The organism is uncultured Phyllobacterium sp., assembly GCF_902479695.1.
GTDB classification, from domain to species: Bacteria; Pseudomonadota; Alphaproteobacteria; order Rhizobiales; family Rhizobiaceae; genus Phyllobacterium; species Phyllobacterium calauticae.
The window spans coordinates 40,543-62,101 of record NZ_CABSQF010000028.1; the positions used below are offsets into that span (position 1 = coordinate 40,543).

Genomic DNA, 21,559 nt, shown 5'->3' on the forward strand with positions numbered 1-21,559 from the left:
AGCTCTTCAATCTTTTCTCTTCAAACCGGCCAGAAGATATTCGCGATTGCCATCGCCGCCCTCTATGGGCGAAGGGCACAGCCCCAGGGCTTTCCAGCCCGGCAATCCATCCAGCCAGTTCCTTAGAGCATTTGCAACGCGTTCGCCATCCATTGGATCGCGCAAAATGCCGCCCTTGCCGATCGCCTCGCGGCCGGCCTCGAACTGCGGCTTGACCAGGAGGACGCAGTGACTGCCCGGCTCTGCCAGATCCAGCGCCGGCGGCAAAGCAAGTTTCAGCGAGATGAAGCTGACGTCCGACACCACCAGCCCGATGCTTTGGCCGCCCAGATGATCGCGGGACAGCACCCGTGCATTCAGGCCTTCGAGATTGGTGACGCGCGGATCGGTGCGCAGGCTGTCATGCAGCTGGTCGTGGCCGACATCGACGGCAATGACGTGCGTTGCGCCGCGCTCCAGCAGGACCTGGGTGAAACCGCCGGTGGACGCGCCTATGTCCAGCGCACTGAGGCCATGCGCATCGATGGAAAACCGGTCAAGACCGGCGATCAGTTTCAATGCGGCGCGCGAGACGTAACCACTTGCCGGGTCGTCGACACCGATGACGGCCGTGCCGGAAAACGTTGCTCCGGGCTTGGTGACCACCGAATTGTCGACGGTGACCGTGCCACGCACAATCGCGTCTCTTGCCCGCGAACGGCTGGCAAACAGGCCCTTTTCGACAAGCAGTTGATCCAGCCGCATTGCCGCCTATGCCCGGGCCGGTGCTGCCAGATAGTCGCGGCCGAACGCCCCGAAGACAGTCTGAACGATGCCAGCCCGGTCGAGCCCCGAACGCGCATACATGGCTTCCGGCTTGGCGTGATCGAGATAGAGGTCAGGCAAGGTCAGAGTGCGGACCCGCAAGCCATGGTCGAGCAGACCATCGCGGCTGAGGAAATGCAGGACATGCGAGGCAAAGCCGCCGATTGCCCCCTCTTCCACCGTCACAAGCACCTGATGTTCGCGCGCCAGACGGCGGATCAGGTCTTCATCCAGCGGCTTGGCGAAGCGGGCATCCGCGACAGTGGTGGAAAGCCCTGCGGCATCCAGCTCATCGGCAGCCGCCAGGCATTCCTGCAGGCGCGTGCCGAAGGAGAGCAATGCGACCTTGCTGCCTTCGCGGATGATGCGGCCCCTGCCGATCTGCAGGATCTGTCCGCGCTCGGGCAGATCGATGCCGATGCCGTCGCCGCGCGGATAGCGGAACGAAATCGGGCCCTCGTCATATTCCGCCGCTGTGCGCACCATGTGGCGCAGCTCGGCCTCGTCGGAGGCTGCCATCACCACGAAGCCCGGCAGGGCTGCGAGAAAGCCCGTATCGAACGAGCCCGCATGGGTCGCGCCGTCGGCGCCGACCAGCCCAGCGCGATCAATCGGGAAACGCACGGGGAGATTCTGCAGGGAAACGTCGTGCACGACCTGGTCGTAGCCGCGCTGCAGGAAGGTGGAATAGATCGCGGCAAACGGCTTGAAACCTTCCGTCGCGAGGCCCGCGGCAAAGGTGACGGCGTGCTGCTCGGCAATGCCGACGTCGAACACCCGGTCCGGAAAGACTTCGCCGAAGAGATCGAGCCCGGTGCCACCCGGCATGGCGGCGGTTACGGCGACGATTTTGTCGTCGTGGCGGGCCTCCTCGATCAGGCTCGTTGCAAAAATCTTGGTGTAGCTCGGCGCGTTCGCCGGCGGCTTGGCCTGTGCGCCGGTGATGACGTCGAACTTGTTGACGCCATGATACTTGTCGGCGGCGGCTTCCGCCGGGGCATAGCCCTTGCCCTTCTGGGTGACCACATGAACCAGCACGGGGCCATCCATCGTATCGCGGACATTTTTCAGAACCGGCAGGAGGTGGTCGAGATTGTGCCCGTCAATCGGGCCGACATAGTAAAAGCCGAGTTCCTCGAACATCGTGCCGCCGGTCCAGAAACCGCGCACATATTCTTCCGAGAGCCGGGCTTTTTCCTGCAGGAATTTCGGCAGTTTCTTCGCCAACTGCTTGGCGGTCTCGCGAATGGAGCGGTAGGTCCGGCCAGACACCAGCCGCGCGAGATAGGCACTCATGGCTCCCGTGGGCGGCGCAATCGACATGTCATTGTCATTGAGGATCACGATCAGCCGCGCATCGAGCGCACCGGCATTGTTCATCGCCTCATAGGCCATGCCCGCCGACATGGCGCCATCGCCGATGACCGAGATCACATTGCGCTTGATGCCCGAGAGATCGCTGGCAACCGCCATGCCGAGGCCGGCGGAAATGGACGTCGAAGAATGGGCGGCGCCAAAAGGGTCGTATTGGCTCTCGCTGCGCTTGGTGAAACCGGAAAGCCCGCCCTCCTGCCGCAGCGTGCGGATACGGTCGCGGCGGCCGGTCAGTATCTTGTGCGGATAGGCCTGATGGCCGACATCCCAGATGATCCGGTCATGCGGCGTATCGAAAACGTGATGCAGCGCAACCGTCAGCTCGACAACGCCAAGACCGGCACCGAGATGACCGCCGGTGGTCGAAACGGCATCCACCAGCTCCGCCCGCAGCTCCTGTGCCAGTTGCGGCAGGTCGGTCTCCTGCAAGGCGCGCAAATCCGCGGGGATTGTGACGCGGTCGAGCAGCGGTGTTTCCAGTTTCTTTGCCAAAGCACAGGTTCCAGTTCCAAGGTCAATTCTTGCCAGAAGGCTGGCGCTTCCTAGATGAATTCCGCCGAAGCAGCAAGAAGGCCAGCCTTCCCGCTGCGCATGTCAATTTTCAGGCAGAGGGATGAATTCTTCCTCGTCGCCCGGCACGATATCGAAACGGCCCGAGCGCCATTCCTCTTTCGCCTGTTCGATCCGCTCTTTCGATGACGAGACAAAATTCCACCAGACATAGCGCTTGGATGGCATGGTCGCGCCGCCGAACAGCATGAAATGCGCACCCTGCGGTGCCGATACGACAATTTCGTCTCCGGCGCGGAAGGCCAGCAGGCGATCGGCAGGAAAACTCTCCCCCGAAATGTCCACGGACCCATCCAGGGTATAGATTGCCCGCTCTTCCGCCGCATCTGCCGGTATCTGGATATGCCCGCCCGGTTGCAGGCGGATATCGACATAGAGTGTCTCGGCATGCTGCTTTACCCGCGATCCCGCGCCATGGAATGTTCCCATGACAACGCGGGCTTCCATGCCGGCCTCGCGCAGCACCGGCAGTTCGCCCGCCGCCGTATTGGCAAAGGTCGGGTCGATTTCCTCGAGATGATCGGGCAGCGCCAGCCATGTTTGCAGGCCCGATATGGGCAGCGGCTGGGTGCGCAGCTCTTCCGGCGAGCGTTCGGAATGGACAATACCGCGGCCGGCGGTCATCAGATTGACGTCACCCGGCCGGATGACCATTTCGGTGCCGAGACTGTCGCGATGACGGACATTGCCGTCAAAGAGATAGGTTACCGTGGACAGGCCGATGTGCGGGTGCGGCCGGACATCGAGCGCATCGGTGGGACGCAGGATGGCCGGTCCCATGCGGTCAAAGAAAATGAACGGGCCGACAAGCCGCCGCTTGGCGGTGGGCAGCGCGCGACGAACCTGCAGGCCGCCGACATCGCTCGTGCGCGGGATGATCAGCGTTTCAATCGAATCAACGGCCGTGGTGTCGCCGGGTTGCGGATCATTGCCGGGAAAAAAACTCATCAACGCTGCTCCAACTCATCGGAGCCACATCATAGCGTCTCGCAGCCCGGCTGAACAGCCGCGGTCTAATCCGGGTCGAGCGGCTCGGTGCCGGCGGGCTGGCCGTCGCGGCCCAGCCGGATTTTTTCGACCTTGTCCTCCGCGGCGCGCAACAGCGTATCGCAATGTTTTTTCAGGGCTTCGCCGCGTTCATAGATGCGGATCGACTGCTCAAGCGGCACATCGCCGCGCTCGAGATCATCGACAATCTTTTCCAGTTGATCGAGCGCCTGCTCGAAGCTCATGGCGGCGATATCGGCATTGGGTTGTACATCGGCCATGGTTTCAACCTTTCATCAAACGTTTGATATGTGCGCCGGCAGACAGCGACAAGCCCTTCAGGTCGTAGCCGCCTTCCAGCAGGCTGACAAGCCGGTTCGACGCGTACTTCCCAGCTCTTTCCAGCAAAACGCCGGTGGCCCAGTCGAAATCATCCTCGTCCAGATTGATCTCGGCCAGGGGATCGCGATGATGCGCGTCGAAACCGGCCGAAATGATGATCAGATCCGGCTGGAAGCTGTCGAGCGACGGCAGGATACGCGTCTTGAACGCCTCGCGGAAATCCGCGCTCCCGGTCTGCGGGGCGAGCGGCGCATTGACGATATTGCCTGCACCCGTTTCATCCCTGGCGCCGGTGCCGGGATAGAGCGGCATCTGATGGGTCGAGCAGTAAAGCACGGACGGATCATCCCAGAAAATGTCCTGCGTGCCATTGCCGTGGTGCACATCCCAGTCAACGATGGCGATCCGCTCAGCCCCATGCGCCTTCTGGGCGTGGCGGGCGGCGATGGCGGCATTGTTGAACAGGCAAAAGCCCATGGCCCGGTTGCGCTCCGCATGGTGGCCCGGCGGGCGCGATGCGACAAAGACATTGTCCGCCTGGCCGGTAAAGACATCATCGACCGCCGCATTGGCCGCGCCGATGGCGGCAAGCGCCGCTTCCCAGCTCTTCGGGCTGACGGAGGTATCGGCATCGACCCGGGTGATTCCCGCGTCCGGAATGGCCTCACGGACCCGCTCGAGATAATGATCCGGATGAGCATAGAGGATGGTTGCCGCGTCGCCCGGCGGCGCCAGCGTCCGGTCCAGGGCATCGAACGCACTGTCCTCCAGCACCTTGTTCAGCGCCCGCAGCCGGTCCGGGCGCTCGGGATGGCCGACGGGCGTCAAATGCTCGAGATAGATCGGGTGCGTGTAAAGACGGGTGACCATATCGGCTTTCTGCAACTGTGAATGGACATCGGCACAAGGCTTGGGTTGCGCCGGGAGAATGTGCACAGACACCGCGCTTCGCACAAGAGCCAAAGCAGCGGACCTTGCATGGTTTTCCCGAACTTCGGGCGGGATCAGCGGTGCCACCGCGCCTGAAATTTTGCATATTTCAGCGAAAACCGCGACCAATGTCTAATTGACGGCCTCCCGCCCTATGTAGGAATATTATCCCTTTAAAGGATAGTATTCATGACTTTGCAGAATGAACATTCTTCCAGACACCTCCGGCTCCGCTGGCATCTTTCCGCCAACGCGCTCCAGCTCAAGGCGCTGAAACTCGCACCGCCCAACAGCCTGCGCAGCGATCAGTACCGCCAGCTCGACTATCAGCGCGCCTTGCTGGAGGCCGAACTCAGGCTGCAGGAGGAAATCGATCTCCTGCGGAAATACGATCCCGACCAGCCGCGCGAGCCAGCCGGAGTACCGGAGGGTGGACAGTGGATCAGTGTTGGTCCGAGCGCTGTTGGATTGGCCGCCGCAACGGTGATGGGCACTAGAGCTCTGGTCGAGCATGTTCTGCGAAAGCCCGACGAACCGGGCTCAAAGCCATTGAAGGAAGGCATAGACGAGTTCAATCGCCTCTTAAAGCAACCCGATCCGACAAAGACACCGATATTTCTGTTTCGACCGAAAGATTGGAAGCCCGACAATCCCGGAGAAAGAACGACGACAAGGCCGTCTGCGGAGGTAAAATTGATTACGAAGGATCAGGTCAAAGAGGACTGCCCTGAATACGGCACTGTTCAGAACCTCACCAATTTAGCCAAAAACTCCGCGGGTAAAGCCTCCAATTATTCATCACCGGTATTGTGGGGCACAGCAGTACATTCAAAGCTGAATCAGTTGGTCAAAAACAATTATGCCGGCCAATTATTCGCCGAGCAATCCTATGTAAAATATAACGAAGACGTCATGGATGATAAAAGTATTTATCATCAGGATCCTTCATATAGCAAAAGAGGTTCTATCAGAATCGATGTTCTGGGAAGAGTCCACGACAACGTCGTTTGTGTCTACGATATTAAAACCGGGCGCAGCGGTCTTAGCTTTCCCCGCGTGATCGAAATTGGTGAATCGGTCTCAAGACATTACCCAAACAACCCCAAAATCATCGTCACTGAAGTAAGGCCTGATCAATGACCACTGTCGCGCAAGTTCGGCACTTATTGAAACCGCTTTTGTCACGCCATTCCGATCTGGCACTGGTTGGCCGGTTTCTTATCATCAAGCCGGTCCATCACATAATGCGAGGCGTTTTTGTGGATCGCTGCGGGGAACCGAACGAATTTGTGCCAACAAAGGTCGTCGATATTCTCTTCCGTAGTCGAAGAATGTTCACATTGGGATGGGGCGGCAGGGTCACGAGCAGTACTTTTCGCACATGGGACATAGCCAATCCGGAAGCGATCGGCGTCATGACCCAAATGATCGAACACGAAGTTCTACCCGAATTGCGGGCGATCACATCTTTTGATGATTTTGCGGCATTTGCTTCGATAAAGCGACCGCTGGAAAACTCCCTTGAAAGAGATGTATTTACGCGCATGCTTCTAGCTGTTGCAGAAGGAAACTTCGAAGAGGCAAGGAATCTCTGGTGTAATGATCCTGCAACTTTTCCTGCTACTGCAGCTAAGTCTCCATCGTTCTATACCGCGTTACGCCAAGAAGACCGCGCCGAACTTGCTAGAATCATGCATCAATGGGAGGCTCAGATGATTGCGACCTTCAAGCTAGAGAAGGTGTGGGAGCCAACGCCCTTCCCGCTGGAACTGGAGGACGCTCCGCCGGTCAGGCCGCCGCCAGGGCTTGGGTAAGGTCGGCGATCAGATCGTCGGGGTGTTCAATGCCGATCGATAGCCGGATGGTCGAATCGAGCACGCCGATCCGCTGGCGCACATCCACGGGCACGCCGGAATGGGTCATGGTGGCGGGGTGGCTGGCGAGGGATTCGGTGCCGCCGAGGCTGACCGCCAGCTTGAGGATTTGCAGCGCATTCAGGAACTTGAAGGCTGCGGGCTGGCCACCGCGAATATCGAACGAGAAGGTGGAACCGGCACCGGTGCATTGCGTGACAAAGGTGCGGCCGAGCGGTGAGTTCGCGTCGTGATAGGGCAGATAGTGGATTTTTTCCACTTTCGGATGATCGCGCAGAAAATCCGCGACGGCGAGCGCATTGTTATCGGCCTTTTCCATGCGGATGCTCAGGGTTTCCAGCGAGCGGCCGAGCATCCAGCAGGAATGCGGGTCGAGCTGCGTGCCGATGGCACCGCGCAGCGCCTTGACCTGTTTCATCACGGCCTTCGAGCCGAGTGCCGCACCGGCGATCAGATCGGAATGGCCGCCGACATATTTGGTCAGCGAATACAGGGAGATATCAGCACCGTGCTCGATCGGGCGCTGGAAAACCGGTCCGAGCAGGGTGTTGTCGCAGGCGATCACCGGCGTGTGCCCCTGCTTTTTGCCGATGGCGTCGGCAATGCGGCGGATCATCGGCACATCGACCAGGCTGTTGGTCGGGTTGGCGGGCGTTTCGATGAGGATGATGGAGACGCGGCCTTTGCTCATCGCCTCATCGGCTGCCGCCTGCACCGAGGCTTCGTTGACGCCATCGGCAAAGCCGACGGCAGCCACGCCCATATTGAAGAATGTCCTCGCCAGCAGGGTTTCCGTGCCGCCATAGAGCGGCTGCGAATGCAGCACCGCATCGCCCGGACGCACGAAGGCCAGCAGGGTCGTCGCAATGGCCGACATGCCGGAGGAGAACAGCGCGCAGCTTTCCGTGCGCTCATAGACAGCCAAGCGGTCCTCGACGATTTCGCTGTTGGGGTGGTTGAAACGCGAATAGACGAGGCCGGCACCGACGCCGGCCGGCGGCTCCTTGCGGCCGGAGACGAAATCAAAGAAATCGCGGCCTTCCTCGGCGGATTTGAACACGAAGGTCGAGGTCAGGAACACCGGCGGCTTGACAGCGCCTTCCGACAGTTCCGGATCGTAGCCATAATTCAGCATCAATGTTTCAGGATGCAATTTGTGGTTGCCGATATGGGTTTTGGACGGATGGGGAGCGGCCATGCGAATCTCCTCGCGTGAGGGGTGGGGTGCTATCAAGCAAATTATATCAAATGCAGGGATCAATCCTTGCTTTTTACGATCAAATTGCATTGATTGACGCTAACAATTGCCATGAATGAGAGATTATGACGCAGAAAATTGCTGACGAAACCGACCGGCGCATTCTCAGGGAACTGCAGGCGGATGCGCGGATCACCAACAACGATCTGGCCGAGCGGGTCGGACTGTCCCCTTCCCCCTGCCTGCGCCGCCTGCGGCGGATGGAGGAAGCAGGCATCATCCGGGGGTACACGGCCCTCGTCGACCCTGTCATCGAGGGCTGGACCATGGCCGCCATTGCCACGATCCGGCTCAGCCGCCAGCATGAGGATGAGATCGTCATGTTCGAGGAGGCGATCCGCGGCTGGGACGAGGTGCTGGAATGCCACCTTGTCACCGGCTCGCGCGATTATGTGCTGAAAGTCATGAGTGCCGGGCTGGAACAATATGAGCGCTTCATCAAGGAGAAGATCGCCCGGCTGAAATGCGTCGCCTCCATCGAGACGAGCTTTGTCATGAACACGATCAAGGAGCGGCGGGTTTAGGGGTTTCCCGGCGCAGGCATATTGGTTTTTGGTTCGTGGTTCGTGGTTCGACAAGCTCACCATGAGGGAGGGCGAGGATTGCAGAAGCTGCATCCTGCAACGTATCAGATTGGCATTACAGCTAAACCACATCCCTCATGGTGAGCTTGTCGAACCACGCATAACGGGGAATGCAGCCCATGAATACACAAAGATCGAACCGCGAATGCAAAGTTAAATTCCGCGTCCGCTCCACTTCCCCAGCATCGTCCGTGGGGAGGCAGATCAAAAACGGGATGGCCTTGGAAACTCATTATCCCGCTTCGCCAAGCAGCTCTGCAACGTCGCAATGCATTGCCGTTGCAACCTGCTCGGCGGTTTCCAGCGTAACATTCATCCGGCCCGCTTCCATGCGGCTGACATAAGCCTGGTCTGCGCCAATGCGCATCGCCAGTTCTTCCTGCGAGATACCCAGGGCACCCCGTCTTTCCTTCACAGCCAGACCAAATCGCTTCTTGATATCCATAAGAGGCACGAAGCCGCTTGACGGCAGTTTCTTCAATGTACTTTAATACATATTTATTCGAGCTATGAAGGCTTTGACGTATTAGCGAGGCATGTGCTTTGAACGACTACAATTTCTGGCAGGATTTTTTCGATACGTACCAGTCACTGTCGGACTGGCTTAAGATTCTATGGCTGATCGTTCCGCCCACCTTTGTGTTGGTGCTGGTCGCGCTGATCATGCGGTTTCGCATCGAGAGCAGAAGAGCAGAAAGGGGGTTTGATGGAGAGCTGGTCTACTCCGTTCATCATGATGTGAACAACCGTGTTCACATCATCAGGCATAGTCCTGACGCTAAAGAAAGCCCGGCACTGCTCCTGCTCGATCAACCCGGCGATACACTCGCCACACAAAACGCAGTGCAAACGAGGTGACGGGGCGCCGCGAATATCGGCGCCCGATGCCTGGGCTCAGATGATGTCGGTTCGCGTGATCTGGATGCCAAAGCCTTCGAGACCGACATAGTGCCGCTCACGCGATGACAGCAAGCGGATCGAGGTGATGCCGAGATCTTTCAGGATCTGCGCGCCAAGGCCGATCTGGCGCCATTCTTCCTCGCGCACCTTGGCTTCCGCATGCGCCTCGCGATCCTGCAGCGTGGCGCGGTTGCGATCGTCATCCCGCCCGACACCGACGGAGCCTTCGCGCAGATAGACGATGACGCCGCGTTTTTCCTCGGCAATGCGCTTCATGATGCTGTCGAGCGTGTTGCGCGCACCAAAGACGTCGCTGAGAATGTCCTCACGCTGCAGGCGCACAGGCACGTCCTCGCCGTCGCGGATATCGCCGAAAACGATGGCAGCGTGGTGCATCGGCTCCCATGGCAGCGCGTAGGTGATCGCCTTTGCCTGCCCGGCGCAGGTATCGATCTCATATTCGCCAATGCGCTCGATCAGGGTTTCCTTGCGCTGGCGGTAGGCGATGAGATCGGCCACCGTCACCTGCTGCAGCGTGTGGGTTTCGGCAAAACTTGCCACCTGCGGACCGCGCATCACCGAACCGTCATCGTTGACGAGTTCGCAGATGACGCCGACCGGCGGCAGGCCGGCGAGCTTGCACAGGTCAACGGCCGCTTCCGTGTGGCCGGAGCGCATGAGCACGCCGCCCTCGCGCGCGATCAGCGGGAAAATGTGTCCCGGACGCACGAAATCGGCAGCGCCGGCATTGGGATTGGCGAGGTTGCGCACGGTCAGGGTGCGGTCATCGGCGGAAATGCCCGTGGTGGTGCCGTGCTTGTAGTCGACTGTCACCGTGAAGGCGGTGGAATGCGGCGCGTCGTTCTCGGCCACCATCGGCGCCAGATTGAGGCGCTTGGCGTGGTCGCGCGGCATGGGCGTGCAGACGATGCCGGAGGTGTGACGCACGATGAACGCCATCTTTTCCGGGGTGCAATGCACCGCCGCGACGATCAGGTCACCCTCGTTCTCGCGCCCGTCATCATCCATGACAACGACGATTTCACCGCGTTCGAACGCACGCAGCGCATCGACGACCCGTTTCTGATTGTAAGCCATGTATGCGCCTCTTGATTAGATGCTTTAGATGCGGCCGGTCTGGCCGCGATGTCTGAGATAATGATCGGCAATCGCGCAGGCAACCATGGCTTCGCCGATGGGGACAGCGCGGATGCCGACGCAGGGATCGTGCCGGCCCTTGGTCATCACATCCACCTGCCTGCCATCGGCATCGATGCTCTGGCGCGGGGTGAGGATGGATGAGGTGGGCTTGACGGCAAAGCGCGCGACGATGGGTGCGCCGCTGGAAATGCCGCCGAGAATGCCACCGGCATGATTGGACAGGAAAATCGGCTTGCCGTGATTGTCCATGCGCATCTGGTCGGCGTTTTCCTCACCGCTCAGCGTGGCCGCTGCGAAACCGTCGCCGATTTCGACGCCCTTCACCGCATTGATGGACATGAGATAGCTGGCGATATCCTGATCGAGCTTGCCATAGACGGGCGCACCGAGCCCCGCCGGCACATTTTCAGCGACGATTTCAACGACGGCGCCGATGGAGGAACCCGCCTTGCGGATACCGTCGAGATAGCCGGCGAAGAGGTCGACGGAGCCGGGGTCCGGCGTGAAGAACGGGTTGTTGTCCACCTCGTCCCAGTCCCAGCGATCACGGTCGATCGTGTGAATGCCCATGCCCACCAGCGCACCGCGCACGATCAGGCCGGGGACGACCTTGCGGGCAATGGCCCCGGCGGCAACGCGCGCCGCGGTTTCCCGCGCCGATGAGCGCCCGCCGCCGCGATAGTCGCGGATGCCGTATTTGACGTCATAGGTGTAATCGGCGTGGCCGGGACGATACTGGCGGGCGATATCGCCATAGTCCTTGGAGCGCTGGTCCGTGTTCTCGATCATCATCGAAATCGGCGTGCCCGTGGAGATCATGGTGACGCCGTCATCCTGCAGCATGAAGCCGGACAGGACTTTCACCTGGTCCGGCTCGCGCCGCTGGGTGGTGTATTTCGATTGGCCGGGCTTGCGTTTGTCCAGATAGGCCTGAATCTCGGCTTCGGTAAAGCTGATACCGGGCGGACAGCCGTCGACCACGCAACCAAGCGCGATTCCATGGCTTTCACCCCAGGTGGTGACACGAAAAAGATGACCGAAAGTATTATGCGACATGAGATTACCCGGCGTTATGTCAGGGGGTTTTATGAGCGTTTACGCCTGTGGTCAAACCCGCCGCTGAAATTCCTTCGTCCACCACGAAAAAAGCAATTGTTTTGCCACAAATGCGCGCTTTAAGGTGACGGACAAATCGGCCACCAGATTTTGATTAAAGAGGATATCAAAATGCGTTTCATCGTCGCGACCTTCATGTTCGTCGCTTCCCTGCTTCCGGTCGGCGCGCTCGCTGACGATGCGCAGGGCACCATCACCAAAATCGACGAAGACAATTCGACCATTACCCTCGACGATGGCAAGGTCTACAAGCTGCCGGGCGAATTCGACTTCAGCGCCATCGACAAGGGCATGAAGGTCACGATCATGTTCGATCTGGTCAACAAAGAGCGCTTCATCACCGATATCGAAGAATCGGTACAATAGCACCTGTTCGTCACAAGCTGAGGCCTGGATGGTTACATCCAGGTCAGACTGCCCTTCTCAAGGCGCAGAATTTTATCCTGGGTGATGGCGAGGTTCGCCGCATCATGGCCATCAAGGCCTTCCACCATCTGGAAAATCGTGCGCATGCAGCCGCCATGCGTCACGCATACGGTCGGCTCCTGCACTTCTGACAGCCAGTTCCCTATCCGTATCGCCAGAATGGCGTAGCTTTCGGCGGTAGGCCCCGGCGGAACAAAGTTCCATTTGTCCCGGGCCCGTGCGGCCACGAGGTCGGGAGAACGGGCTTCGATGTCTTCCAGCATATAACCTTGCCAAGCACCGAAATTCACCTCCATGAGGCGGGCATCGGTGCGGTAGGCCCAGGGATCGATCCCCATGCGGGTCCTGATGCGCTCCATCGTATCGCGCGTGCGGCGCAAGGGGCTGGCGACAAAGTCGAAACCCGCGCCCTCCCCGATCAGGGATTTGAGCATATCGCCGTTGCGTGCGGCCTGCTGCTGGCCGCGCGCATTGATATCGACGTCTTCCTGCCCCTGGATTCGCTCGGACACGTTCCAGTCCGTCTCGCCGTGACGCGAGAAATAAACAATCGAGTCCGGCAGATGCACTTTGGAGCTAGTCCTTGACGACAGAGATATCCGGCGCGTCCACAGCCTTCATGCCAACGACATGATAGCCGCTGTCGGCATGGTGAATTTCGCCCGTGACCGAACGGGACAGGTCGGAGAGGAAATACAGGCCGGCATCGCCGACTTCCTCGATGGTAACGGTACGGCGCAACGGGGCGTTGTATTCGTTCCATTTGAGGATGTAGCGGAAATCGCCGATGCCCGACGCGGCCAGCGTCTTGATCGGACCGGCAGAGATCGCATTGACGCGGATATTGTCCGGGCCGAGATCCACAGCCAGATATTTCACGCTGGCTTCCAGCGCCGCTTTGGCAACGCCCATGACGTTGTAATTCGGCATGACCTTTTCCGCGCCGTAATAGGTCAGCGTCAGGATCGAGCCGCCATCGGTCATCAGCTTTTCCGCACGCTTGGCAACGGCCGTCAGCGAGAACACCGAAATCAGCATGGTCTTGGTGAAATTCGCTTCTGATGTATCGACATAGCGGCCGGTCAGTTCGTCCTTGTCGGAGAAACCGATGGCATGCACCAGAAAGTCGATCTTGCCCCACTTCTCTTCCAGAGCGGCAAAGCACGCATCGATGGTCGAGGCATCCGAAACATCGCAATGGCCGCAGAGAAAAGCCCCGAGTTCCTGCGCCAGCGGCTCGACGCGCTTCTTCAGCGCATCACCCTGATAGGTGAAAGCAAGCTCGGCACCGGCATCATGGGCCGCCTTGGCAATGCCCCAGGCGATCGACCGATTATTGGCAACGCCCATAATAAGTCCGCGTTTACCTTGCATCAAACCAGTTTTGGCGGTCATTTACCAACCCTTCACGAAAGACATATGATTGATTTGCGGTATCGCACAGCCCGCGCCGGGCTTCAAGCATCGTGTCAGTTTCGTCAAGGATTTTCGGGAACCGTTGATTTTCAGAGACTCGAATCGCGCAGAAATGCTTCCAATGCCGCATCACCATGCTCGGGCAACATGACGCGAACATGAACAAAGAGATCGCCGTGACCATCCGGCTTTTTCGGCAAACCCTTGCCTTTCAGGCGCAAAACCCGGTCAGAACTGGTCCATGGCGCTATTTTCACCGCCACACGGCCATTCAGGGTCTCGACTTCCTGCCGGGAACCGAGTGCCGCATCGCGCAACGACACCGGCAGGTCGAGATGCAGGTCGTGGTCTTCCACCTTGAATTTCGGGTGCGGCCTGAAACGTATCGTGACCAGCGCATCGCCGGGTGTTCCGCCGGGAATGGCCTCGCCCTGCCCCTTCAGGCGAATCGTTTGACCATTTTCAACCTGCGCAGGCAGCTTGATCGCCAGCCTTTTACCGTTTGGAAAAACCGCTTCAACCTTCTCGGCACCGACAGCCTGCTCAAGCGTCACGTCGATGGTGGCCTGGAGGTCCGTGCCCTTGCGCGGGCCTGCGCGGCGCTGTCCGCCGCCGAAAGCGCCGGCGCCCTCGCCGAAGAGGCTGCTCAGAATATCTTCAGCACCAAAACCGGCCGTGCTGCGGTAGTCGAATCCGCCGGACCGCGCACCGCGTGCACCGCCAAAACCGGCAAAGGGATCGCCGCCGCCGGAAAACCCTTCGAAACCCTGCGGCGCCCGCTGCTTGCCCTCGGCGTCGATCTCGCCCCGGTCAAACTGGCCGCGACGTTCCTTGTCGCCGATGATCTCATAGGCCTGGTTGATCTCGGAGAAATTTGCCTGCGCCTTCGGGTCATCCTGGTTCTGGTCAGGATGATATTTCTTGGCGAGCTTGCGAAACGCCGACTTGATTTCTTCAGGCTTCGCCGTCTTGGCGACGCCCAGCACGGTATAAGGATCGCGCATGTGTGTGCCCTTCCTAGTGGAACGAATGTGACATTCGCATATTCCTCGTCATGTACAATGGGATGCGAATGTCACATTCGTTCCACTGGCATAAACGGGGTGCGTTGGGGATTTGCCCGTTATATGCGCATCAATAGGAATATGCGCATCAATAGGAAGAAATTCCAGACTTTCTGTCAAGAAATCTGCAATCGCTGCCCGGTTCCATCGAAAATATCATTCAGTTGCAGAGAATCAAATCGGTGCGAAGGATTTCAGCGTCCATTGTCCGCCGTCCTGCATGCAGGTCTCACCCTTGTAGAGCATGACGCCGTCAAAAGATTCGCGCGATGTCTGGAATTCACGGCAGAGCCCTGTCTCGGTCTTTTTCTCGGCGATTGCCGTGATCGTGCCCTGACTGCCGGTCTCCGGATTGGACCATGGCAGCGGCTTGTTGCCCCATTGGGTAAAGTTCAGCGCGGACACGATATTGCGGACCGTCGACTGGTCGGCGGCACCCTTGGCATCCACCTGCGGCGCCGGAGCAACCGAACCCGTCACTGTCGCCTTGTCCGGGACCGCGTTCTCGACGCTGAAGCTTTTCATGGCACAGCCGGAGAGAAGACAGAGCACAAAAACAGCGGCAAACGGCGCTGTCCGCACCGGAATTTTCGCCCCAAGGTTCTTGATATCTGGTATTGCCAATGCCAAACGCATATCTCTCTTTAACAAGGTCAACCAGCTATGACTATGGGTGAAATGAAGTTAACAACCGGTGACTTCACAGAAAAAACCGAACCCTTCGCGCTCTTCGACGAATGGCTCAAAGATGCAACCAAATCCGAGCCGAATGACCCGAATGCTGTTGCTCTTGCAACGGTGGATAGTGATGGCCTGCCGGATGTCCGCATGGTTCTTCTTAAAGGTTTTGACGAGCAAGGCTTTGTTTTTTATACAAATTTTGAAAGTCAGAAAGGTCAGGAAATACTGGGCTCAATGAAGGCCGCCATGTGTTTTCATTGGAAAACGCTGCGCCGTCAAGTGCGTGTGCGCGGTCCCGTGGAAATTGTCAGCGATGCGGAAGCCGATGCCTACTACGCCACCCGCCCGCGCGGCAGCCGTATCGGCGCCTGGGCTTCCAAGCAATCCCGGCCGCTGGAAAGCCGTTTTGCCCTGGAAAAAGCCGTCGCGGAATACACTGCCCGCTATGCCATCGGCGAGATACCCCGGCCCGCCCACTGGTCGGGCTTCCGCATTCGCCCGACATCCATTGAATTCTGGCATGACCGGCCTTTCCGCCTGCACGACCGCATGGTTTTCAGCCGCGCGACGCCGGATGGCGACTGGGGCAAAACCCGCTTGTACCCATAGGGCTCTTCAGCCCTTCTTACGCGTCAGGAAGGCCATCAGGGCGCCCCGTGCTTCTTCCGACTGGAGCCGTTCCGCAAAATGCCCGGCCTCCAGTTTGATGCGCTCGACCGTTTCGGCGCGCGGCATGCGCAGGAGATCGCGCGAGATCTGCATGGCTTCCGGCGGCTTGGCGGCAATTTCCGTCGCCACTGCCAGAACAGTGCTTTCCAGCTGGTCCGCCTCGACGATCCGGTAGACAAGACCGGCGTCCTTCGCTTCGGCCGCGTTCAACCCTGCACCCATCGCCAGGAAGGCAAAGGCCTGCTGACGGCCCATCAGGGCAGGTCCGAGCAGGCTCGAACCCGCTTCGGGTACAAGACCCAGATCGACGAAGGGCGTCTTGAACAGGGATTGCGGCGTGGCGAAGGTCAAGTCGCAATGGAAATTGAGCGTCGAGCCGATGCCGATGGCAAGCCCATCCACACCCGCAACAACCGGCTTTCTGCTGTTGGTCAATGCGATGAGGAACTCAACAACCTCGGTGCCCATCGTACCCGAGGTGGCAAAGGCCATGAAATCCTGCAGATCATTGCCGGAGGAGAAGGAGCCCGGCACCCCCAGGAATACATGGGTGCGGATATCCGGATTCGCATCGCCTTCCACCAGCGCTGCGGTCATGGCCGCATACATGGCCCGTGTCAGGGCATTCTTCTTGTCCGGGCGGTTCATCCGGATGGTCTGGACGGCGCCGTGGCGCTCGATGACGATATGATCTGACATGAAGTTTCCCTATTGCAATGCGGCACGGGCACCAAGCAGGCTCGGCGCACCGTTGATGACGCGATCTTTCAGCGCCGACGTTTCGTTGAGAAGATTTTCGGCGAAGAATCGCGCAAGAGCCGTCCGGCCGGTATTGTCGCCACCCAGCGCACCCTTGGCGAGATAGGTTGCACCGGCAGCCAGGCCGAAGAGGCGCAGATAGGGCGTCGCTCCGGCAAGCGCATTGCTGATGTCACCGCCGGCAAGGGTCTGCTGCAGCCAGAGCGTCGTTGCCTCCAGATCGTCAAGACCGGCCTGCAGGCGCTCCGCCGTGTTGCCGAAACCGGTGCTGTTGCTCAGCGAAACGGCTTCGGCCACCGTGCGCAGCTCGGCGATATAGGTCTTGACGTGGTTGCCGCCATCGAGCGGCAGCTTGCGCTGGACGAGATCGATGGCCTGAATGCCGTTGGTTCCCTCATAGATCGGGGCAATGCGGGCATCGCGCAAAAACTGTGCGGCGCCAGTCTCTTCGATGAAGCCCATGCCGCCATGGATCTGGATGCCGATGGACGCGACATCCACACCCACATCGGTGGAAAATGCCTTGGCGACCGGCGTCAGCAGGTTGGCGCGATCCGCCCAGTGCTTTTTGTCGTCATCCGCGCCGGTCCGCGCCATATCCAGCGCGTGGGCGCAGGCATAGGCGATGGAGCGGGCCGCACCGGTCAGGCCCTTCATGGTCAGGAGATTGCGCTGCACGTCAGGGTGTTCGATGATCGGGCTCATGCCCTCACCCGTCCAGCCCGGCGCGCGCATCTGGCGGCGCTCCTGCGCATAGCCAAGTGATTTCTGATAGGCGGCCTCCGCCACCGCAACCCCCTGGATGCCCACGGCCAGCCTTGCATTGTTCATCATGGTGAACATGCAGGCCAGACCGCGGTTTTCTTCGCCGATAAGCCAGCCGATGGCGCCCGGCTCCGCGTCCCTGGCAAAACCATCGCCATAGATCATCGTGCAGGTGGGCGAGCCGTGAATGCCCATCTTGTGCTCGACGCCGCTGCAGAACACATCATTGCGGGCGCCGAGCGAACCATCGGCATTCACCAGGAATTTCGGCACCAGAAACAGCGATATTCCCTTGGTTCCCGCAGGCGCATCGGGCAGACGCGCCAGAACCAGATGGATGATATTGTCCGTAAGGTCATGCTCGCCATAGGTGATGAAAATCTTCTGACCGAAAATGCGGTACGTGCCGTCATCGGCCCGCTCAGCCCGCGAGCGCAATGCTCCCACATCGGAACCGGCCTGCGGTTCGGTGAGGTTCATGGTTCCCATCCACTCGCCGGAGACGAGCTTTGGCAGATAGGTATGTTTCAGATCATCCGTCGCGTGGGCTTCCAGCGCCTCGATGGCCCCGAGTGTCAATGTCGGTCCGATGCCGAAAGCCATGGAGCCGGAATTCCACATTTCCAGCGCCGCCACCGCGAGCATCATCGGCAGACCCTGTCCGCCGAACTCTTCCTTGCCGGTCAGGGCATTCCAGCCGCCACCGATCCAGTCGCTGTAAACATCTTTCCAGCCGGGCGGCATGGTGACTTCGGCATCTTTCAGCGGTGTTCCGTGCTTGTCACCAACCTCCAGGAGCGGCGCAACGCGCGTGGACGCGAATTTACCCGCCTCTTCCAGGATGGCATCGACCAGATCGTCGGAGAGCTCGGCAAAACGCCCGGCGGCGATGGCCTCGTCCAGACCGGCAATTTTCTTCAGTGTGTGTGCGATTTCCTCGACGGGCGCCCGGTACATTGATCACAAGTCTCCTCATCCAGTGATGCTGCGTCGTTGCGGATAGACATTGCCGCCCCCAGCCTGGCAAGGCAAGTGGATTTTTACGTAAACGTAAGAAAACCTGCCCGTTGACCTTTCTGCGGCGCGGTCTGTTCGGCACTGCAGACACATGATCCCGCGACTCCGACAGGCGTTCTCGCCGATGAACCCTTGTGCTTTACGGCATTTTAACCATGAACCAGCGATCATGGGCGCTTGTATCGGAAGCAGCAGACCACGAGGTGTGAAGGGACAGGCATTTGACAATCCGAGCGCAGGTTTTCGCCCTTGCTGCCCTTGTCACCGCGTTGATGTCCAGCGCCCCTTCCCGTGCGGACTCCCAGTTCCAGACCCCCTGGTCCAACCAGCAGCGCGCCATCGTTCTCGACGGCTATGAGCACAATTCATTCAATCTCCCGGAAATCGTCAGGGATCCGCGCATTGCCGCCTTCATTCACAAGGCATCCGATGGCATGCCTGCCGCCTATCATTGCGGACGCATCGCCGATGCGAAGGATCAGGAAATATGCCGCCGCATCTGGCGCAACTATGCGGTGTCGCGCGAGCTCTACCAGACACGGCGCGTTCTGGCCAAAGCGCTCGGCCTGAAATGGGGCTCCTACCACCTGGCCCGTCCCGGCAACCCGATAGAACAGGCGAACCATTTCATCGATTATGCCGAGCCGACCGGTGACGAGTTGATGGCCATCGATATCGAGGACAATGACCCCGCCCGGTTCATGTCGCTGGCGGACGGCGAGATATTCGTCGCACAGATCAAACTGCGCACCGGCCGCTATCCCGTGCTCTACACCAATGGCACCACGGCCAAATATATTGCCGATCACCGGTTGGCACTGCCGATCCTGTCGCGCCTGCCGCTCTGGTATGCGCGATATGAGGCCGACATCGCCCCGCATTTCCCGAAAGGCAACTGGCAGGACTATGCGCTCTGGCAATTTGCCTCGCAGAACAATTGCAGCAAGACGCGCTGCCCCTACCGGCCCAATGGCACGAACCGCGACATCGATGTGAACATCGCCGATATGACGGTTGCGGAACTGAAACGCGCATGGCCGTTCGACACCCTCGTACCGGCGGTGCTGCCCGACGACATGCCGAAACCCGGCGAGCGGCCTGCCTTGCCCAGCGATATTCTGATGGCGTCGATGGAGCCGCCGCTTGTCGATTATAGCGGGTTGCGGCAGATACCGGACCTGCTCATCGCCGCTGCGAAAGGACTGGCTGCTACCGTGCAGGCCTCTATCGATGGCCTGGGCGACACACCGCAGGCGGTCGATACCATGGCGACGGCGTCCGTCATCCGTATTGCCAAATCACACGCAAGTGAAAAACTGACACTGGAAACGATCGGGACCAGCCTGCGAGCACCGATGGCAACATCCGATGACCACCCGGACAGCCGGATGATCGCCGGCTTGGTCGGTTTCTGCTTTGATGAAACCAGCACGGACACGAGCCATCTGCCGGCCTATGCCATGCAGCGCTGACCTTCGGAGAGAAGCAGGCACGTGAGCGCCTGCGCCTGCTTCAAAGCTCATCCGCGTGTTTGCGCAACCTCAAGAAAAAACAACGTCATCCGGCGAGAGATCGGCAAGGGACACATGCTCGATCAGAATGCCGCTGGAATCGCCGTCAAAGCTGACATAGACGCCGTCAGCCGTGTCGTGCGACGCGGCGAGAAAACTGTCGAAATCGTGAATGCCGGTGCTGCCCGCGGTGAAATCGCGAAGATTGATAACGTCACCCTCCGCCACATTGAAATCCGCGATGTGGTCGACACCGCCAAGGGTTTTGGCATCGAATATGAATGTATCCGCGCCCGCGCCACCGAAGAGATGGTCCGTGCCGGTACCGCCATCCAGGAAATCGTTGCCCGACCCGCCCTTGAGGATGTCGTCACCCGCGCCGCCCAGCAGCGTGTCATTGCCGTCGCCGCCATTCAGCGTATCGTTGCCGGCACCGCCATCGAGGTAATCATTGCCCCGGCCGCCGAAGAGAACATCCTTGCCGTCACCGCCCCAGATGCTGTCATCGCCATTGCCGCCGTCGATGTAATCGTTGCCGGCGTCGCCATGCATCTCATCATTGCCGCCGCCGCCGAACAGCGTGTCATTGCCATCACCGCCAAATATGCGGTCATTGCCGTCGCCGCCTTCGACGCGGTCATCACCTGCGCCGGCGTTGACATCGATATGGGAAAAATTCGTCGCAATGATCTTGTCATTGCCCGCGCCGGTCGTCAGCTCAAGCCGCTCCAGGTCAACGAAATAGAGATGATTGGCCGGAACCGTCGCATCCCCGAAAAAGAGGTGGCCGCTGGAACCGTTGAACGTGACCGGTTCGGCAGAGTGGGAAAGATCGACCGCAAGGGTGTCGATACCCGCGCCGCCGCGCGCAGCGCCGCCAACGCCGTTGAACACCAGCCGGTCGTCTCCATCACCGCCTTCGAGCTGGTCAAAACCGCTCGAACTGGTCAGGATGTCGTTCCCAGCCCCGCCATAGAGAAAGTCATTGCCCGCGCCGCCGTCGAGAATATCATTGCCGCCAAGACCCCAGAGATTGTCGTTCTCATCTGTCCCGTGCAGAACATCGCTTGTGCCACCACCCACTATTTTCGCCATCGAAATGATCTCCCAAAAAGCCTGTGATGGCGGAGTATATGTAAGGACATGTGACAAGCAAGTGTCGTTTTATGAAAACAAAAAACAATATGTATACTAGTTTTACTTGTAAAATATTTCAAATTTATAAGTAAAATTTACAATACCTTCGGGTCGACGCGCAGGCATGAATTTTTCTCATCCGGACCTCCTGCCGCCTTCGCGGAAAATGTATGCAAGGTCCGTTTCGCGCAACGGCCGCATCCGGATTTTGACC

Annotated in this window: 23 protein-coding genes; 7 read left to right on the forward strand and 16 right to left on the reverse strand. The window is 59.3% G+C overall.

The annotated features are described in order from the left end of the window. Positions 1 to 6 precede the first annotated feature (6 nt). The 5 genes from RDL77_RS16760 to RDL77_RS16780 form a co-directional block, all read right to left on the reverse strand. Positions 7 to 744 (reverse strand): TlyA family RNA methyltransferase, encoded by a 738-nt coding sequence (locus tag RDL77_RS16760; RefSeq protein WP_288193819.1) that lies wholly within the window; start codon positions 742 to 744, stop codon positions 7 to 9. Between the two features lie 6 nt (positions 745 to 750). Next, positions 751 to 2,670 (reverse strand): 1-deoxy-D-xylulose-5-phosphate synthase, encoded by a 1,920-nt coding sequence (gene dxs, locus RDL77_RS16765; protein WP_288193820.1) that lies wholly within the window; start codon positions 2,668 to 2,670, stop codon positions 751 to 753. A 102-nt stretch (positions 2,671 to 2,772) separates the two neighbouring features. Further along, entirely contained in the window at positions 2,773 to 3,696 is a 924-nt protein-coding gene (locus RDL77_RS16770; RefSeq protein WP_288193821.1) for a pirin family protein, read from the reverse strand. Between the two features lie 65 nt (positions 3,697 to 3,761). Further along, complete coding sequence (locus RDL77_RS16775) at positions 3,762 to 4,016, reverse strand: exodeoxyribonuclease VII small subunit (RefSeq protein WP_288193823.1); 255 nt, start codon at positions 4,014 to 4,016, stop codon at positions 3,762 to 3,764. A gap of 4 nt (positions 4,017 to 4,020) precedes the next feature. Then, positions 4,021 to 4,947 (reverse strand): histone deacetylase family protein, encoded by a 927-nt coding sequence (locus RDL77_RS16780; protein WP_288193824.1) that lies wholly within the window; start codon positions 4,945 to 4,947, stop codon positions 4,021 to 4,023. Positions 4,948 to 5,196: 249 nt separating this feature from the next. Here RDL77_RS16780 and RDL77_RS16785 point away from each other — a divergent pair, with 249 nt between their 5' ends. Continuing rightward, positions 5,197 to 6,147, forward strand: a complete 951-nt coding sequence (locus RDL77_RS16785; RefSeq protein WP_288193825.1) for a hypothetical protein — start codon at positions 5,197 to 5,199, stop codon at positions 6,145 to 6,147. Continuing rightward, positions 6,144 to 6,821: a hypothetical protein gene (locus RDL77_RS16790; RefSeq protein ID WP_288193826.1), complete on the forward strand. Its 678-nt coding sequence runs from the start codon at positions 6,144 to 6,146 to the stop codon at positions 6,819 to 6,821. Before RDL77_RS16785 ends, RDL77_RS16790 begins: the two co-directional genes overlap by 4 nt. Here RDL77_RS16790 and RDL77_RS16795 read toward each other — a convergent pair. Then, positions 6,796 to 8,079, reverse strand: coding sequence for a cystathionine gamma-synthase family protein (locus tag RDL77_RS16795; RefSeq protein ID WP_288193827.1), 1,284 nt, complete (start codon positions 8,077 to 8,079; stop codon positions 6,796 to 6,798). The genes RDL77_RS16790 and RDL77_RS16795 overlap by 26 nt on opposite strands. Positions 8,080 to 8,204: 125 nt before the next feature. Between RDL77_RS16795 and RDL77_RS16800 the strand changes: the two genes are divergently transcribed. Then, complete coding sequence (locus tag RDL77_RS16800) at positions 8,205 to 8,663, forward strand: Lrp/AsnC family transcriptional regulator (RefSeq protein WP_229490883.1); 459 nt, start codon at positions 8,205 to 8,207, stop codon at positions 8,661 to 8,663. A gap of 292 nt (positions 8,664 to 8,955) precedes the next feature. Here RDL77_RS16800 and RDL77_RS16805 read toward each other — a convergent pair whose 3' ends face one another. Next, on the reverse strand, positions 8,956 to 9,168 hold the full coding sequence (locus RDL77_RS16805; protein ID WP_288193829.1) for a helix-turn-helix domain-containing protein: 213 nt from the start codon (positions 9,166 to 9,168) through the stop codon (positions 8,956 to 8,958). A gap of 98 nt (positions 9,169 to 9,266) precedes the next feature. On the opposite strand from RDL77_RS16805, the gene RDL77_RS16810 reads away from it, so the two are divergent. Continuing rightward, a complete protein-coding gene (locus RDL77_RS16810; RefSeq protein WP_288193830.1) occupies positions 9,267 to 9,581 on the forward strand; it encodes a hypothetical protein in 315 nt (104 codons plus the stop codon). Positions 9,582 to 9,617: 36 nt separating this feature from the next. On the opposite strand, the gene ribB is transcribed toward RDL77_RS16810, so the two are convergent. Both ribB and aroC read right to left on the reverse strand, forming a co-directional pair. Then, a complete protein-coding gene (gene ribB, locus RDL77_RS16815; RefSeq protein ID WP_130268833.1) occupies positions 9,618 to 10,721 on the reverse strand; it encodes a 3,4-dihydroxy-2-butanone-4-phosphate synthase in 1,104 nt (367 codons plus the stop codon). Between the two features lie 24 nt (positions 10,722 to 10,745). Beyond that, positions 10,746 to 11,840, reverse strand: coding sequence for a chorismate synthase (gene aroC, locus RDL77_RS16820; protein ID WP_223611554.1), 1,095 nt, complete (start codon positions 11,838 to 11,840; stop codon positions 10,746 to 10,748). A 171-nt stretch (positions 11,841 to 12,011) separates the two neighbouring features. Between aroC and RDL77_RS16825 the strand changes: the two genes are divergently transcribed. Beyond that, positions 12,012 to 12,266 carry a DUF1344 domain-containing protein gene (locus RDL77_RS16825; RefSeq protein ID WP_182547647.1) on the forward strand — a complete coding sequence of 85 codons (255 nt, stop codon included), beginning with the start codon at positions 12,012 to 12,014 and terminating at the stop codon, positions 12,264 to 12,266. A gap of 32 nt (positions 12,267 to 12,298) precedes the next feature. Here RDL77_RS16825 and RDL77_RS16830 read toward each other — a convergent pair whose 3' ends face one another. The 4 genes from RDL77_RS16830 to RDL77_RS16845 form a co-directional block, all read right to left on the reverse strand. After that, a complete protein-coding gene (locus tag RDL77_RS16830) occupies positions 12,299 to 12,889 on the reverse strand; it encodes a histidine phosphatase family protein (protein WP_288193844.1) in 591 nt (196 codons plus the stop codon). A 13-nt stretch (positions 12,890 to 12,902) separates the two neighbouring features. Beyond that, positions 12,903 to 13,721: an enoyl-ACP reductase FabI gene (fabI, locus tag RDL77_RS16835; RefSeq protein WP_091880942.1), complete on the reverse strand. Its 819-nt coding sequence runs from the start codon at positions 13,719 to 13,721 to the stop codon at positions 12,903 to 12,905. A 110-nt stretch (positions 13,722 to 13,831) separates the two neighbouring features. Beyond that, positions 13,832 to 14,746, reverse strand: coding sequence for a DnaJ C-terminal domain-containing protein (locus RDL77_RS16840; RefSeq protein ID WP_223611555.1), 915 nt, complete (start codon positions 14,744 to 14,746; stop codon positions 13,832 to 13,834). 234 nt (positions 14,747 to 14,980) lie between these two features. After that, entirely contained in the window at positions 14,981 to 15,331 is a 351-nt protein-coding gene (locus RDL77_RS16845; protein WP_223611556.1) for an RT0821/Lpp0805 family surface protein, read from the reverse strand. 144 nt (positions 15,332 to 15,475) lie between these two features. On the opposite strand from RDL77_RS16845, the gene pdxH reads away from it, so the two are divergent. After that, positions 15,476 to 16,096, forward strand: a complete 621-nt coding sequence (gene pdxH / locus RDL77_RS16850; RefSeq protein WP_288193845.1) for a pyridoxamine 5'-phosphate oxidase — start codon at positions 15,476 to 15,478, stop codon at positions 16,094 to 16,096. Positions 16,097 to 16,102: 6 nt separating this feature from the next. On the opposite strand, the gene RDL77_RS16855 is transcribed toward pdxH, so the two are convergent. Further along, entirely contained in the window at positions 16,103 to 16,855 is a 753-nt protein-coding gene (locus RDL77_RS16855; protein WP_288193836.1) for a crotonase/enoyl-CoA hydratase family protein, read from the reverse strand. 9 nt (positions 16,856 to 16,864) lie between these two features. Further along, positions 16,865 to 18,637: an acyl-CoA dehydrogenase family protein gene (locus RDL77_RS16860; protein WP_288193837.1), complete on the reverse strand. Its 1,773-nt coding sequence runs from the start codon at positions 18,635 to 18,637 to the stop codon at positions 16,865 to 16,867. A gap of 281 nt (positions 18,638 to 18,918) precedes the next feature. Here RDL77_RS16860 and RDL77_RS16865 point away from each other — a divergent pair, with 281 nt between their 5' ends. Continuing rightward, complete coding sequence (locus RDL77_RS16865; protein WP_288193838.1) at positions 18,919 to 20,169, forward strand: glycoside hydrolase family 25 protein; 1,251 nt, start codon at positions 18,919 to 18,921, stop codon at positions 20,167 to 20,169. Positions 20,170 to 20,238: 69 nt separating this feature from the next. Here RDL77_RS16865 and RDL77_RS16870 read toward each other — a convergent pair whose 3' ends face one another. Next, positions 20,239 to 21,303 (reverse strand): calcium-binding protein, encoded by a 1,065-nt coding sequence (locus RDL77_RS16870; protein WP_288193840.1) that lies wholly within the window; start codon positions 21,301 to 21,303, stop codon positions 20,239 to 20,241. Positions 21,304 to 21,559 lie beyond the last annotated feature (256 nt).

What these genes read in the sequence shown, in the direction of transcription:
- RDL77_RS16795 (WP_288193827.1), bottom strand. Translation starts at nt 8,079, where the DNA reads ATGGCCGCTCCCCATCCGTCCAAAACCCATATCGGCAACCACAAATTG.
- ribB (WP_130268833.1), bottom strand. Translation starts at nt 10,721, where the DNA reads ATGGCTTACAATCAGAAACGGGTCGTCGATGCGCTGCGTGCGTTCGAA.
- pdxH (WP_288193845.1), top strand. Translation starts at nt 15,476, where the DNA reads ATGGGTGAAATGAAGTTAACAACCGGTGACTTCACAGAAAAAACCGAA.
- RDL77_RS16785 (WP_288193825.1), top strand. Translation starts at nt 5,197, where the DNA reads ATGACTTTGCAGAATGAACATTCTTCCAGACACCTCCGGCTCCGCTGG.
- RDL77_RS16870 (WP_288193840.1), bottom strand. Translation starts at nt 21,303, where the DNA reads ATGGCGAAAATAGTGGGTGGTGGCACAAGCGATGTTCTGCACGGGACA.
- RDL77_RS16760 (WP_288193819.1), bottom strand. Translation starts at nt 744, where the DNA reads ATGCGGCTGGATCAACTGCTTGTCGAAAAGGGCCTGTTTGCCAGCCGT.
- RDL77_RS16845 (WP_223611556.1), bottom strand. Translation starts at nt 15,331, where the DNA reads ATGAAAAGCTTCAGCGTCGAGAACGCGGTCCCGGACAAGGCGACAGTG.
- RDL77_RS16805 (WP_288193829.1), bottom strand. Translation starts at nt 9,168, where the DNA reads ATGGATATCAAGAAGCGATTTGGTCTGGCTGTGAAGGAAAGACGGGGT.
- RDL77_RS16840 (WP_223611555.1), bottom strand. Translation starts at nt 14,746, where the DNA reads ATGCGCGATCCTTATACCGTGCTGGGCGTCGCCAAGACGGCGAAGCCT.
- RDL77_RS16790 (WP_288193826.1), top strand. Translation starts at nt 6,144, where the DNA reads ATGACCACTGTCGCGCAAGTTCGGCACTTATTGAAACCGCTTTTGTCA.
- aroC (WP_223611554.1), bottom strand. Translation starts at nt 11,840, where the DNA reads ATGTCGCATAATACTTTCGGTCATCTTTTTCGTGTCACCACCTGGGGT.
- RDL77_RS16780 (WP_288193824.1), bottom strand. Translation starts at nt 4,947, where the DNA reads ATGGTCACCCGTCTTTACACGCACCCGATCTATCTCGAGCATTTGACG.
- RDL77_RS16770 (WP_288193821.1), bottom strand. Translation starts at nt 3,696, where the DNA reads ATGAGTTTTTTTCCCGGCAATGATCCGCAACCCGGCGACACCACGGCC.
- RDL77_RS16855 (WP_288193836.1), bottom strand. Translation starts at nt 16,855, where the DNA reads ATGTCAGATCATATCGTCATCGAGCGCCACGGCGCCGTCCAGACCATC.
- RDL77_RS16825 (WP_182547647.1), top strand. Translation starts at nt 12,012, where the DNA reads ATGCGTTTCATCGTCGCGACCTTCATGTTCGTCGCTTCCCTGCTTCCG.
- RDL77_RS16775 (WP_288193823.1), bottom strand. Translation starts at nt 4,016, where the DNA reads ATGGCCGATGTACAACCCAATGCCGATATCGCCGCCATGAGCTTCGAG.
- RDL77_RS16800 (WP_229490883.1), top strand. Translation starts at nt 8,205, where the DNA reads ATGACGCAGAAAATTGCTGACGAAACCGACCGGCGCATTCTCAGGGAA.
- RDL77_RS16860 (WP_288193837.1), bottom strand. Translation starts at nt 18,637, where the DNA reads ATGTACCGGGCGCCCGTCGAGGAAATCGCACACACACTGAAGAAAATT.
- fabI (WP_091880942.1), bottom strand. Translation starts at nt 13,721, where the DNA reads ATGACCGCCAAAACTGGTTTGATGCAAGGTAAACGCGGACTTATTATG.